9 protein-coding genes and 1 pseudogene are annotated in these 12,553 nt (G+C 76.4%); 4 read left to right on the top strand and 6 right to left on the bottom strand.

The window, feature by feature from the left end; translation table 11 throughout:
- Nucleotides 1-522, bottom strand: a 522-nt coding sequence (locus AB0O29_RS31390) for a TetR family transcriptional regulator (protein WP_365158410.1), incomplete at its 3' end; no start/stop codon positions are given.
- Between the two features lie 82 nt (nucleotides 523-604).
- On the opposite strand from AB0O29_RS31390, the gene AB0O29_RS31385 reads away from it, so the two are divergent.
- Complete coding sequence (locus AB0O29_RS31385; protein WP_365158407.1) at nucleotides 605-1,771, top strand: FAD-dependent monooxygenase; 1,167 nt, start codon at nucleotides 605-607, stop codon at nucleotides 1,769-1,771.
- Between the two features lie 12 nt (nucleotides 1,772-1,783).
- On the opposite strand, the gene AB0O29_RS31380 is transcribed toward AB0O29_RS31385, so the two are convergent.
- From AB0O29_RS31380 to AB0O29_RS31370, 3 genes are read right to left on the bottom strand one after another with little or no spacing between them, the layout of a single operon-like run.
- A complete protein-coding gene (locus tag AB0O29_RS31380; RefSeq protein ID WP_365158404.1) occupies nucleotides 1,784-3,364 on the bottom strand; it encodes an NAD(P)/FAD-dependent oxidoreductase in 1,581 nt (526 codons plus the stop codon).
- Complete coding sequence (locus AB0O29_RS31375; protein WP_365158401.1) at nucleotides 3,361-5,892, bottom strand: tetratricopeptide repeat protein; 2,532 nt, start codon at nucleotides 5,890-5,892, stop codon at nucleotides 3,361-3,363. Before AB0O29_RS31375 ends, AB0O29_RS31380 begins: the two co-directional genes overlap by 4 nt.
- Entirely contained in the window at nucleotides 5,874-6,827 is a 954-nt protein-coding gene (locus AB0O29_RS31370; protein WP_365158398.1) for an oxygenase MpaB family protein, read from the bottom strand. The genes AB0O29_RS31375 and AB0O29_RS31370 overlap by 19 nt, the downstream gene beginning before the upstream one ends.
- A 260-nt stretch (nucleotides 6,828-7,087) precedes the next feature.
- Between AB0O29_RS31370 and AB0O29_RS31365 the strand changes: the two genes are divergently transcribed.
- Nucleotides 7,088-7,483 (top strand): SAV_915 family protein, encoded by a 396-nt coding sequence (locus tag AB0O29_RS31365; protein ID WP_365158395.1) that lies wholly within the window; start codon nucleotides 7,088-7,090, stop codon nucleotides 7,481-7,483.
- A 17-nt stretch (nucleotides 7,484-7,500) separates the two neighbouring features.
- Complete coding sequence (gene lysA / locus AB0O29_RS31360; protein WP_365158392.1) at nucleotides 7,501-8,835, top strand: diaminopimelate decarboxylase; 1,335 nt, start codon at nucleotides 7,501-7,503, stop codon at nucleotides 8,833-8,835.
- Nucleotides 8,836-9,336: 501 nt separating this feature from the next.
- Here the strand turns inward: lysA and AB0O29_RS31355 are convergent.
- Together AB0O29_RS31355 and AB0O29_RS31350 are read right to left on the bottom strand one after the other, a co-directional pair.
- Complete coding sequence (locus AB0O29_RS31355; RefSeq protein ID WP_365158389.1) at nucleotides 9,337-10,527, bottom strand: acyl-CoA dehydrogenase family protein; 1,191 nt, start codon at nucleotides 10,525-10,527, stop codon at nucleotides 9,337-9,339.
- A gap of 135 nt (nucleotides 10,528-10,662) precedes the next feature.
- Nucleotides 10,663-12,417 (bottom strand): Ig-like domain-containing protein, encoded by a 1,755-nt coding sequence (locus AB0O29_RS31350; protein WP_365158386.1) that lies wholly within the window; start codon nucleotides 12,415-12,417, stop codon nucleotides 10,663-10,665.
- 41 nt (nucleotides 12,418-12,458) lie between these two features.
- Here AB0O29_RS31350 and AB0O29_RS31345 point away from each other — a divergent pair.
- Nucleotides 12,459-12,553, top strand: a pseudogene (locus AB0O29_RS31345) (cytochrome c oxidase assembly protein); the annotation flags it as partial.

Raw genomic sequence — 12,553 nt, 5'->3', positions numbered from 1 at the left:
GCTCTCCGGCGGCCGGCCGCTGCTCCTGCTGCCCGTGTTCCTCCTGCTGTTCCTGTTGGTGCGCGGGCTCCCGATCCGGCTGCTGGCCCCGCGCGCCCGGACGGCGAGGCCGGCCTCGCGCAGTTCGGGTTCCAGTTCCGGATTGCGCGCGGCCTCCAGGCTCAGCTCGAAGCGGGCCAGCTGGCGTGCGCGGCCGGCCGTCAGCCAGTGGTGCAGCAGGGCGCCGAGCGCGCGGGCCGCCTCGTCACGGTCGGCCGGGAGGACCGGCGGGCCGTCGGCGACGTTCAGCTCGGCCAGCCTCCGGTAGCAGGCGGCGATCAGGGCGGTCCGGGTGCGGAAGTAGTACGAGGTGCTGCCCGCCGGGAGCCCCGCGGCGCCGTCGACGGCGCGGTGTGTGAGGCCGCGCAGGCCGGAGGCGGCCACGAGGGCGATCGCCGTGTCCGCGATCAGGGTCCGGCGGTCCGGGGCGGGGCCTGGGGCGGCGGGGGGTTCGGGGGCCGTGGCGGGTTCGGGGGTGGACATGGACTCACTCTACAGCTGTAGAGTGAGCCTCACGAAGCCTCTACGGATGTAGAGGAGGTCCCTTGGAGCAGGAGGCCCCGCCATGCCCGTACGCCAGCGTCACGCCGTCGTCGCCGGAGCCGGGATCGGCGGGCTCACGGCCGCCCTGGCCCTGGCCCGCCGGGGATGGCGGGTCACCGTGTGCGAGCGGGCCGGCGGGCCCACCGCCGTCGGTGCGGGCATCGTCCTCGCCCCCAACGCCCTGCGCGCCTTCGACGCCATCGGCTTCGACCCCGCCCCCGAGGGCCCGCGCCCCGCCGGCATGGCGATGGGGCTGCGCCGCCCCGGCGGCGGCTGGCTCGACCGGGCCGACCCCGCCGTCCTCGCCGCCCGCTACGGCCGGACCCCGCTCGCCCTGCACCGCTCGGCGCTCACCACCGCCCTGGCCGCCGAACTCCCCGAGGGCGCCCTGCGGTACGGGACCGCCGTCACCGCCGTGGACGAGGCCGACGGGCACGCGGTGGTCCGCACCCCCGCCGGGGACCTCACCGCCGACGCCGTCATCGCCGCGGACGGCATCCACAGCCCGCTGCGCCGCCGCCGCTTCCCCCGCCACCCCGGCCTGCACTACAGCGGCGAGACCGCCTGGCGCACCGTCCTGCCCGCCGGGACGGCGCCGGCCGGCGTCGCCGCCGCCGAGACCTGGGGGCGCGGGCAGCGCTTCGGGACGGTTCCGCTCGCCGACGGAGGGCTGTACGCCTACGCCACCGCCGTCGCCCCCGAGGGATACCGGCCCGCCGACGTCCGCACCGAACTCCTGCGCCGCTTCGGCACCTGGCACCACCCGGTCCCCGCCCTGCTGGAGCGGATCGACCCCGCCCGGGTGCTCCAGCACGACCTCTACGACCTGGCCGCCCCGCTCCCCCGTCTGCACGACGGCCGCACCGCCTGGATCGGCGACGCCGCCCACGCCATGACCCCCAACCTCGGGCAGGGCGGCTGCCAGGCCGTCGAGGACGCCGTCGTACTGGCGCACCTGCTGGCCGGCCCGGACGTACCGGCCGCGCTGGCCGCCTACACCCGGGCACGGCTCGCCCGTACGGACGCCATCCGGGTCCGGGCCCGCCGGGCCGGCCGGGTCGCGGCCGTCGGGAACCCCCTCGCCGTCGCCGCCCGCGACCTCGCCTTCCGCGCCCTGCCCGCCCGCGTCTCGCTGCGCGCCCTCGACGACCTCTTCGACGGCTTCCGCCTCCCCGGCCGGGCCGCGTAGGGGCCGGCCGGGTCAGCCCCGCAGCAGTGCCATCGCCGCGTTGTGGCCCGGGATCCCGCTGACCCCGCCGCCTCGGACCGCCCCCGCGCCGCACAGCAGCACGTTGGCGTGCTCGGTCTCGACGCCCCACCGGCCCGCCCGCCCGTACGGCCAGGACAGGTCCCGGTGGAAGATGTGCCCGCCGGGCAGCCGCAGTTCCTGCTCCAGGTCGAGCGGGGTCTTCGCCTCGATGCAGGGCCGGCCGTCGGCGTCGAAGGCCAGGCAGTCGGTGAGCGGCTCGGCGAGGTGGGCGTCGAGCTGGGCCAGGGTGGCGGTCAGCAGGACCTCGCGCGCCTGCCGGTTGTCCTTCTCGAACAGCCGGGCCGGGGTGTGCAGTCCGAAGAGGGTGAGGGTCTGGCAGCCCTGCTCGGTGAGTTCCGGCCCGAGGATCGTGGGGTCGGTCAGCGAGTGGCAGTAGATCTCCGAGGGCGGTACGGACGGCAGTTCCCCGGCCGCCGCCTCCGCGTGGGCCCGCCGGAGCTCCTCGTACCCCTCCGCGACGTGGAAGGTGCCGGAGAAGGCCTCGCGGGGGTCCACCGAGGTGTCGCGCAGCCGGGGCAGCCGGCGCAGCAGCATGTTCACCTTGAACTGGGCGCCCTCGGGGGCCCGTACGACCGGGTCCGGGGCCTGCCCGAGGAGTTCGGCCAGCGCCCTCGGGGAGGCGTTGACCAGGACGGCGCGTCCGACCACGGTGCCCTCGCCCGACGCCGTCCGGAAGGTGACCTCGGCCGGGGAGCTGCCGTCGGTGTGGATCCGCAGCGCCTCGTGCCCGGTGGCGATCTCCGCGCCGCCCGCGCGAGCGGCGTCGGCCAGCGCGTCCGTGAGCGCGCCCATGCCGCCGACGGGGACGTCCCAGTCTCCGGTGCCGCCGCCGATGACGTGGTAGAGGAAGCAGCGGTTCTGGGCGAGGGAGGCGTCGTGGGCGTCGGCGAAGGTGCCGATCAGGGCGTCGGTGAGGACCACGCCCCGGACCAGGTCGTCGGCGAAGCGCTCCTCCACCGCCCGCCCGATCGGCTCCTCGAACAACATCCGCCAGGCCTGCTCGTCGTCGATCCGCGCCCGCAGCTCCTCGCGGGTGGGCAGCGGTTCGGTGAGGGTGGGGAAGACGCGTCCGGCGAGGCGGCCGGTGGTGGCGTAGAAGGCGCGCCAGGCCTCGTACTCGCGGTCGGAGCCGGTGAGCCGGGCGAAGGACTCCCGCGTACGGTCCTCCCCGCCGCCGACGAGGAGCCCGCCGGGGCGGCCGCCGCGTTCGAAGGGCGTGTACGAGGACACCGTGCGCCGGCGCACCCGGAAGCGCAGCCCCAGATCGCGGACGATCTTCTCCGGGAGCAGGGACACGAGGTAGGAGTAGCGCGAGAGCCGGGCGTCGACCCCGGCGAACGGCCGGGTGGAGACGGCGGCGCCGCCGGTGTGCCCGAGCCGCTCCAGGACCAGGACGGAACGGCCCGCGCGGGCCAGGTAGGCGGCGGCGACGAGGCCGTTGTGGCCGCCTCCGACGATCACCGCGTCGTACACGTCGTGCGCGAAACCCCGGGAGCCAGCGTCAGCGGTCATGGCTCTTGGTAACACACCTGACCGAGCCGCTCCAGACAGTGGGCCTCGTCGGCGTGGGCCAGGACGGTGTCCGGGTGCTCGTCGCCCAGGGAGCGCTCGCGGATCCCGGACAGCTCCCGGTAGACGGGCAGCGCCTGGTCCCAGCGGCCGAGCCGGCCCAGGCCGACGGCCAGCTCCCGGCGGCTGACCAGGGTGTCCGGGTGCTCCGCGCCCAGCGCCCTCGCACGGGCCGCGCCCACCTCGCGGGCCTCGGCCACCGCCTCCTCCCACCGGTCGAGACGGCCCAGGTTGACGCCGAGCACGTGCCGGGCCCGCAGGGTCTCCGGGTCGGCCGCGCCGTAGGCCCGGGTGCGGTCGCGGACCAGGGACCGGAACAGGTCGAGGGCCTCGGCGGCACGGCCGGTGCGGCCGAGCGCGATGCCGGTCTCGTAGCGGGCGGCGAGGGCGTCGGGGTGGTCCCGGCCGAGGACGCGCTCGCGGGCGGCGGCGACCTGCCGGAACACGGTCAGCGCCTCGTTCCAGCGGCCGAGCCGGCCGAGGGCGTAGCCGACCTCGTAGCGGGTCAGGAGGGTGTCGGCGTGCTCGGTGCCGAGCACCTCGGCGCGGTCGGCGGCCACTTCGGCGGCGGCCTCGTGGGCCTCGGCGTGCCGGCCGAGGGCGCCGAGGGCGCAGGCCAGGTTGTGGCGGCAGCGCAGGGTGTCGGGGTGGCGCGGGCCCGTGGTGCGGATACGGGCGGAGAGCACCGCGCGGTACCTCTCGTACGCCTCGCCGTGGCGGCCGAGGCGGCCGAGTTCGTACGCCTCCTCCTGCCGGGCGGCCAGGGTGTCGGTGTGGTCGGGGCCGAGCACGCGCGCCCGGCCCTCCGCCACGGCCGCGTACACGGCGAGGGCCTCCTCGGGCCGGCCGGCCCGGCTGAGGGCGAAGGCGCGGATGTGCCCGGCGTCGAGGGAGTCGGGCCGGCCCGGGTCGGTCGGGGCGTGCGTACGGACCACCGCGGTCCCGTAGGCGGTGGTCAGCCGGGGGTCCTCGGCGGGGGCGGGCCGCAGGATCCGCTGCTCGCCGGAGCCGCCGTCGGCGTGCGGGTAGCCGTCGGAGCCGTGGTACCCCTCGGCGGCGGGGCCGCCGGCGGGGCGCGGCCCGGGGACGGAGGCGTGGCCGGACTCGAAGGGCTCGGGTTCGCCGGGGGCGGGCGCGTGGGCCGGCCCGGCGGACGCGACGTGGCCGGTTCCGGCTCCGGCTCCCGCTCCCGCTCCGAAGGCATCGGCGCGTCCGGGCCCGCCCGTGGCGGCGTCGGCGGAGCCCGGGGCCGGCGCGGGGCTCGGCCAGGGGTCGGCGGGGTGGCCGGGCAGGGGCAGGGAAGCCGTACCGGATGCGGCGGGCAGCGCCGTTCCGGGGAAGGGACCGGTCTCCGGACGCCCGCCGCCGCGGCCGGGGTGGCCGCCACCGGGCGTGGTACGGCCGCCGGGGCCGGGACCGCCGTGCGGCAGGGGCGCGTGGCCGTCCCCGGTCAGGGGGTGGGCGCCGGACGGACGGCGGGGGGCCGTCCAGGAACCGGTGAGGACCGCCCACTCACCACTGGCCGGCCGGGCGTCGATGCCCGCCTTGCGCCCGGCGGTCATCCCCTCGGCCCACGCGGGCAGCGGGGCCTGGACCCGGGGCGCACCGGGGCCGAGGCGGGCGTCGGCCAGCCGCCGGTGCAGGTGGAGGGCGTCGCCGGGCCGCTCCTCGGGGCGCTTGGCCAGCAGGTCGAGGACGATCCGCTCGAAGTACTCGGGCAGTTCCGGCCGGTGGTCGCGCAGCGGCACGGGCGCGGTGTCCCGGTGGCCGACCAGCACGGACCAGGAGTCGCCGAGGTCGAACGGCGGGGCCCCGGTGGCGATCTCGTAGAGCACGCAGCCCAGGGAGTAGAGGTCGCTGCGGTGGTCGACCTCGCCGCCCGCGATCTGCTCGGGCGACATGTAGTGCGGGGTGCCCATGGCCATGCCGCCGCCGGTCAGTTTGGCGGTGAAGCCGATGTCGTGGGCCAGGCGGGCGATGCCGAAGTCGCAGATCTTCACCGTGCCGTCGGTGAGCCGCATGATGTTGGCGGGCTTCAGGTCGCGGTGGACCACGCCCTGGTCATGGGTGTAGCCGAGGGCGGCGGCCATCTGCTCGGCGATGTCGAGGACCACGTCGACGGGGAGCGGGCGCGCCTCGTTCTCCTCCATCAGCTGGCTGAGGTTGCGGCCTTCGAGGAGCTCCATGACCAGGTAGAGGGGACCGCCGGCGGCGCTGTCGTCGCCGAAGTCGTGGACGACGGTGACGCCGCGGTGCTGGAGCGAGGCCGCGACGCGCGCCTCACGGCGGAAGCGCTCGCGCAGCACCTGCGTGAAGTGCGCGTCCTGTTCGGCACCGACCGGTTTGAGGCACTTCACGGCGACCTGCCGGCCCAGCGACTCGTCGCGGGCGCGCCACACCTCGCCCATGCCGCCGCGCCCGATCAGATCGAGTGACCGGTACCGGCCCTGGATCAGTCTGGACTCCGCCATGTCTTAAAGCCGCCCCCGTCATCGTGCCCGTCGTCGTATCGCGCCCTCCCCAGCCGGTCCAGTATGGCCGCTGACTTACGCAGTGTGTACGCGGAGGGGCGGCTCCCGGGGCCCAGTCGGCGCATCGCTCTCAAGATGTGACCTGGAGGCAGCTGCCAGCGTAGACCTGCGGGAATACTGCGCAGCACGCGACCCGTGAGGCGCAGGCGCCTGGTGACCGTGCGTGAGGGCGGTGCGGGCCGGCCGTACAGCTGGTGCGCCCAGCCGGGAAGGGTGGCGTAGGCGAGCCCCGCGAGCGGCCGCCACAGCAGGTTTCGGCCAGGAACGAGCAGTGGCGGGACGGGTGGTGAGCGCAGGAAGCGGTCCACGGCCCGGGCGTCGGGCCCGGCCGCGAGCCGGGGCCGGAGCAGCTCGAAGTAGCCGGCGAGCTGCGCGGTGTCGGCCGGGACGGTGGCCGGGTCGAGGCCCACGAGCCGGGCGTTGACGCGGTTCTCGTCCACATAGCGGTCGGCCTGTGCGGGTGTAAGGGGAACGCCGGACCGGCGCAGTACGTGCAGGAAACTGTCGATCTGGGCGCAGTGCACCCACAGGAGCAGTTCGGGGTCGTCCACGGGGAACCGCTCGCCCGTGTCCGGGTCGGTGGCGGACAGCCTGCGGTGGACGGCGCGGACGTGGGCGCCGGCCCGCTCGGCGGCCTCGGCCGTGCCGTAGGTGAGGGTGCCGACGAAGTCGGCGGTGCGCAGCAGCCGTCCCCAGGCGTCCTCGGCGAAGGAGGAGTTCTCCATGACCCCGCGGACGGCGCGCGGGTGCAGGGCCTGGAGGTAGAGCGCGCGGACCCCGGCGATCCACATCACCGGGTCGCCGTGGCAGTGCCAGGTGACGGACCCGGGTCCGTACAGTCCCGGGTCGGCGCCCTCGTACGGAGCTCCGCTCATCGCCCGCCTCCCGCGGTGAGCCTACCCAGCCGGGCGCGGGTCCGACCGTCCTCGCCCGGCGCGGCGTGAAACCGCCGGACGGCGGCGGCCGGGTGTCAGCGGTGCGTCAGGACCGGGCCGGACGGCGTCAAGGTCCCGTCAGGGGCCGTCGGCGGGGGTCCGGTGCCGGGGATAGCTTCGGTGGCGCGCCCCGGACCGCCTCCCCGCAGCCCGGGGCGCCCGAACCCGTAGGTCATCCGTGGTTCCCCTGGGAGGGCCCCATGTGTTTGTTCCAGTACGACGACGACCCCGAGCCCGAGGAACGCGTCCCGGCCGGACCCCTGTACGTCCCGGTCCGGCCGGGTGCCGGTGAGGTGGTGGTGCGGCTGTTCCGCACGCCGCTGGGCGCTCGTACCGCCGTCGGCTTCACCCGCGCCGAGGGCCTGGCCGCCGTCCTCGGGGCGGGGCACCCCTGGATCCGGCTCTCCGAGGCGGCGCTGCGCGCGCTGGCGGAGCCGCTGGGGGCGACGCCGCTGACCGTCGACCCGACCCTGACCGCCCCGGCGCCCTCGGGGGTCCCGGGGGCTTCGGGGATCTCCGTCGAGGCGGCCGATCCGTCCGGGCCGTCCGAGTCGCCGAGGCCTGCGGAGGCCGTCAAGGCCTCCAAGGCCGTCTGAAAGGGGCCGGAACCGTCATGACCGTCGAAGTACTCCCCGAGGTCGCGGCCGGAGCCGACGACCTCCGCGTGTGGCCCGTCTCCACCACCCGGCTCCCGCACGGCGGCCTGGCCGTCGGCGGGGTGTCGCTGGCGGAGGTCGCCCAGCGGTTCGACACCCCCGTCTACGTGCTGGACGAGGGCGAGGTGCGCGGCCGCTGCCGCACCTACCGGGACGCCTTCCCCGACGCCGAGGTGCTCTACGCCGCCAAGGCGTTCCTCTCCCGCGCGATGGCGCGCTGGGTGCGGGAGGAGGGGCTGGGCCTGGACGTGTGCTCCGCCGGGGAGCTGGAGCTGGCCGTCACCTCGGGTTTCCCGCCCGAGCGCATCGTCCTGCACGGCAACGCCAAGTCCCCCCGGGACATCGCCTGCGCGCTGCGGCTCGGGGTGGGGCGGATCGTCATCGACGGCGCCTCGGAGATCGCCCGGATCGCGGCGGCGGTGGGCCCCGAGGGGCGCCAGCGCGTGCTGGTGCGGGTGGTGCCGGGCGTCGACGCGGGCGGGCACGAGAAGATCCGTACCGGTACGGAGGGGCAGAAGTTCGGTCTGTCCGCCCTCGACGGGAGCGCGCAGGAGGCCGTCGCCCGGATCCTGGGCCAGCCCCGGCTCGAACTCGCGGGCCTGCACTGCCACATCGGCTCCCAGATCACCACGGTGGACTCCTACCTGGTGGCGCTGGGTCGCATGGTGGAGCTGATGGCCGCCGTGCACGAGGCGCACGGGGTGGTCCTGCCCGAGCTGGACCTCGGCGGCGGGCACGGCATCGCCTACCGGCCCGGCGAGCCGGCCCTCGACCTCACCGCGCTGGCCCGGGAGTTGCGCGCGGCTCTGGCGGGGCGCTGCGCCGCCGCCGGGCTGCCGGTGCCCCGGCTGACCGTGGAGCCCGGCCGGGCGATCGCCGGCCCGGCGGGGGTGGCCGTGTACCGGGTGCTGTCCGTCAAGCACTCCGGCGGCCGGGTGTTCGTGGCGGTGGACGGCGGGATGAGCGACAACCCGCGTCCGGCCCTGTACGGGGTGCGCTACGCGCCCCGGCTGATCGGGCGGCGCTCGACGGCGGGCTCCCGTACGGCCACGGTCGTCGGGCGGCACTGCGAGGCGGGCGACGTCCTGGCGGCCGACGCCGAGCTGCCGGCGGACGTCCACCCGGGCGATCTGCTGGCCGTTCCGGTGGCCGGCGCCTACCAGCTGTCCATGGCCTCCGGCTACAACATGGTCGGCCGGCCGCCGGTGGTCGCCGTCCACGAGGGCATGGCCCGGGTCCTGGTGAGGCGCGAGACGCTGGAGGACTTCCGCGGCCGGGACATAGGCGGCTGAGCCGCCGCGCAGGGGGGGCACGTGAGCCGTCCGGTCCCGGCATCCCCACACCGGGGGCCGGACGGCTCATGTGGTGTGCGACGGGTACCGGCGCTCGTTCGCCTGGTCCGGGCCCCCCACGGGCCGGACACCGCGCCCTCGGACGGGTGCTGTGCCCCGCCGTCGGCCGTGCGCCGCGGAACTGCCATTCCGCTCCGTCGCCCCTCCAGTCTGCTGCCGCCGCGGGCGCCCCCATCACCCCCTTGACGCGTTCCTTCCGTTTGTTCACCGATCCTTGACGCGCCCTTGATCTCCCCGTCGCGATCCGCACCGGCGGGGGCCCGGGAACGCCGCAGAGCGGAAAGAGTCCGTCCGCTTCTCGCGGATCCCGATTGTGCGGTGCGCGGCACGGGGACCGCTTCTCCGCATCCTCGTAAAAGGACTCTTTCCGCCCTTCCATGGAACCACCGCGGCCCGGCCCCCGCCACGGCTGCCCGGCGGGGCGCCGGCCGGCCGGGCGCGTCAGCGGCGGACCCTCGGCATGCCCAGGCCGATCCAGGAGATGATCTCGCGCTGGATCTCGTTGTTGCCGCCGCCGAAGGTGAAGATGACGGCGCTGCGGTAGCCGCGTTCCAGTTCGCCGTGGAGGACCGCGCCCGCCGAGCCGTCCTTGAGGGCGCCCGCCGCGCCGACCACCTCCATCAGCCAGGCGTACGCGTCGCGGCGGGCCTCGGAGCCGTAGACCTTGACGGCGGAGGCGTCCTGGGGGGTGAGGGTGCCCGACTGGACGGCGTTCACCATCTGCCAGTTGAGGAGCTTCATCGCGTCCAGCCGGGTGTGGGTGCGGGCCAGGCGGCCGCGGACCCAGGACAGGTCGATGACGCGGCGGCCGTCGGCGAGCTTGGTCTCCGCGGCCCAGCGCTGGACGTCGTGGAGGGCGCGGATGGCCATCGTGCCGTGGGCGGCGAGGGTGACGCGTTCGTGGTTGAGCTGGTTGGTGATCAGGCGCCAGCCCTTGTTCTCCTGCCCGACGCGGCGGCTCGCGGGCACGCGGATGTCCTCGTAGTGGCTGGCGGTGGTGTCGTGCGAGGCGAGGGTGTTGATGAGGGTGCAGGAGTAGCCGGGGTCCGAGGTCGGGACCAGCAGCATGGTGATGCCCTTGTGCGCGGGGGCGTCCGGGTCGGTGCGGACGGCGAGCCAGACCCAGTCGGCGGTGTCGCCGTTGGTGGTCCAGATCTTCTGGCCGTTCACGACGTAGGTGCCGGTCTCCTCGTCGCCCTCGCGGACGGCCTTGCACTTGAGCGCGGCGAGGTCGGTGCCGGCGTCGGGCTCGCTGTAGCCGATGGCGAAGTCGATCTCGCCGGAGAGGATCCTCGGGAGGAAGTACGCCTTCTGCTCGTCGGTGCCGAACTGCATGAGGGTCGGACCGACGGTGTTGAGCGCCATCAGCGGCAGCGGGACGACGGCCTGCGCGGCCTCGTCGAAGAAGATGAACTGGTCCATGGGGGACATGCCGCGCCCGCCGTACTCCTTCGGCCAGCCGACGCCGAGCCAGCCGTCCGCGCCGAGGCGGCGGATGGTCTCGCGGTAGAAGCGCTTCTGCGCGGCCGGGTCCTCGTAGCGGGCGTAGACGTCCTGCGGGACGAGCTCGGCGAAGTAGGCACGCAGCTCGGCGCGCAACTGCTGCTGCTCGGGCGTGTATTCGAGGTGCACGGCCCCTCCGGGATCCTCGCGGTCCAGCCGGTCGCTGGGACGGCGGCGGTCAGAGTAGAACCCGTTACAGGAATAGGGAAGGGGCGGGGCGGGCCCCCCGCCGGACCGGGGTCCGGCAGGGGGCGGCGGCCGGAATCAGTCCGTCGGGCGGCACTGGCCCGTACGGGCGCCGGTCGCGGTGGTGCCGGACTGGAGGAGCTCCGGGTCGTTGCCCTCGCAGCGCAGGGGGCCGGTGACCCGGTTGGCGCGGAACGCCGGGGCGAGGGCCTCGGGGAGCGGGCCGGTGCCGCTGTTCGCGCTGATCCGGACCGCGCCGGTCACGGTGTTCGCCGAGACCTCGACGCCGCCGGTGTTCCCCTCGACGGTCAGCGGGCCCCGCACGGTGTTGCCGGCGCAGGCCGCGCCCTCGCGGTCGGAGCCGGCCACCACCGGGCCGGTGGCGTGCTGGACGCCGAAGGGGCCGGTGAGTTCGGACCCGCAGACGGTCAGGGCCAGGGCGCCGTCGGCGGAGACCGGGCCGGTCAGGCGGGCGCCGGTCACGGCCAGGGCGCCGCCCGGGCGGACGGTGACCGGTCCGTTCTGGCTGCCGCCGGCTCCGATGCAGACGGCCTCGCCGTCGGCGACGGTCAGCGGGCCCTGGTGGGCGGTGGTCAGGCAGGGGCCGCTGAAGCCCACGGTGACCTCGGCGGGCCCGGCCGTGGCGCCCGGGGTGAAGGCCGCGTCGCCGCCGTAGCGGGCGGTGACGGGGTGGGTGGCGGGCTGGAGGACGCCGGTGCGCAGGCTCGCGCGGCCGTCGTGCAGGACGGCGGTGCCCAGCGGGACGGTCCCGTCGAAGAAGGTGACCTCGCCGCTCGGGGTGCCGGCGGCGGGGTTCGCCGGGTCGACGGTCGCCGTGAGGGTGGTGCCCCGGCCGAACAGCGGGGTGGCGTCGTCGGCGGTCACCGTCACCGAGGTCCCGTACCGGAAGGACACCACCGCCGCGCCGTCGCCGCGGCGGACGCCCCGCGCGAGGGTGACCGCCGTGGCGGAGGGCGCCGTGAAGCCGCTGCCTCCGCCGCCGCCGGCCCCGGACAGGTTGCCCGGGTTGCCGCCGCCGGAGCCGCCGCCGCCGGCGAAGTACCCGCCGCCGCCCCCGCCGCCGCCGGGGCCGCCGGCACCGCCGTTGCCGCCGGTCCCGCCGCTTCCGGGGTTGGGCAGGCTGGTGTACTGGTCGATGTCGCTGCCGGCGCCTCCGGGGGCGCCGTAGTTGGAGTTGCGGGGGCCGCCCGCGCCGTGCGCGGTCTGGGTTCCGCCGCCGCCCGCGAGGCCGGAGCCGTCGGGGCCGCCGCCCTGGCCGCCGGGCTCCGCCTCGAGTCCGCCGCCGGCGCCGCCGCGCAGCAGCGGCCCGCCGTTGCCCGCGCCGCCGCCGCCCCCGGCCACCAGGACCCGGTCGGCCGCGCCGAAGGCGCCCGTGCGCAGGTCGGTGGCTCCGCCGCCGGACCCGCCGCCGCCGTGGGCGCCGCCGCCGCCGGAGCCGTGGCCGCGGCCGCCGGGACGGGCGAACTCGCCGTGCCGGGAGGTGCCGGAGCTGCCGACGCCGCCGACGGTGATCTGGAGGGTCTGGCCCGGGGTGACGGCGAGCACGGCGCGGGTCTCGCCGCCCAGGCCGCCGGGCGCGCCCGCGTTCGGGGGCGCCGGCTGGACGAAGCCGGCCGCGCTGCCGCCCTCGGCGCCGAAGAGGTCGGCCGTCACCTCGGTCACCCCGGCCGGGACGGTGAAGGTGTCCGTGCCGACGCCGGTGTAGGTGCAGGCGGGCGCGGCGGCGGTGAACGTGCCGCCCGTGCCGCAGGGTCCGGCGGCCGCAGCGGCCTCGTCGGCCGTCGCGGGGAGCGGCGCCAGCGCGGCGGCCACGAGGCCGGCCGCGCCGGCCGCCTTCAGGATCTTCGATCGGTCACCGTCCGGGTTACGTGATGCGGATGCTGGAGCTCTTCGCGGGCATGCCCTTCCACGCCTTCTTCGGCATCGCGCTGATGATGGCGAGCGAGCC

The sequence above is a fragment of the Streptomyces sp. NPDC089915 genome, assembly GCF_040684675.1.
Lineage (GTDB): Bacteria > Actinomycetota > Actinomycetes > Streptomycetales > Streptomycetaceae > Streptomyces.
Note: the sequence above shows the minus strand (reverse complement) of the source record. Positions and strands in the feature narration are given on the sequence as shown.

Coding starts and splice junctions, on each gene's coding strand:
- AB0O29_RS31365 (WP_365158395.1), top strand. CDS start 7,088: ATGTGTTTGTTCCAGTACGACGACGACCCCGAGCCCGAGGAACGCGTC.
- lysA (WP_365158392.1), top strand. CDS start 7,501: ATGACCGTCGAAGTACTCCCCGAGGTCGCGGCCGGAGCCGACGACCTC.
- AB0O29_RS31375 (WP_365158401.1), bottom strand. CDS start 5,892: ATGGCGGAGTCCAGACTGATCCAGGGCCGGTACCGGTCACTCGATCTG.
- AB0O29_RS31380 (WP_365158404.1), bottom strand. CDS start 3,364: ATGACCGCTGACGCTGGCTCCCGGGGTTTCGCGCACGACGTGTACGAC.
- AB0O29_RS31370 (WP_365158398.1), bottom strand. CDS start 6,827: ATGAGCGGAGCTCCGTACGAGGGCGCCGACCCGGGACTGTACGGACCC.
- AB0O29_RS31385 (WP_365158407.1), top strand. CDS start 605: ATGCCCGTACGCCAGCGTCACGCCGTCGTCGCCGGAGCCGGGATCGGC.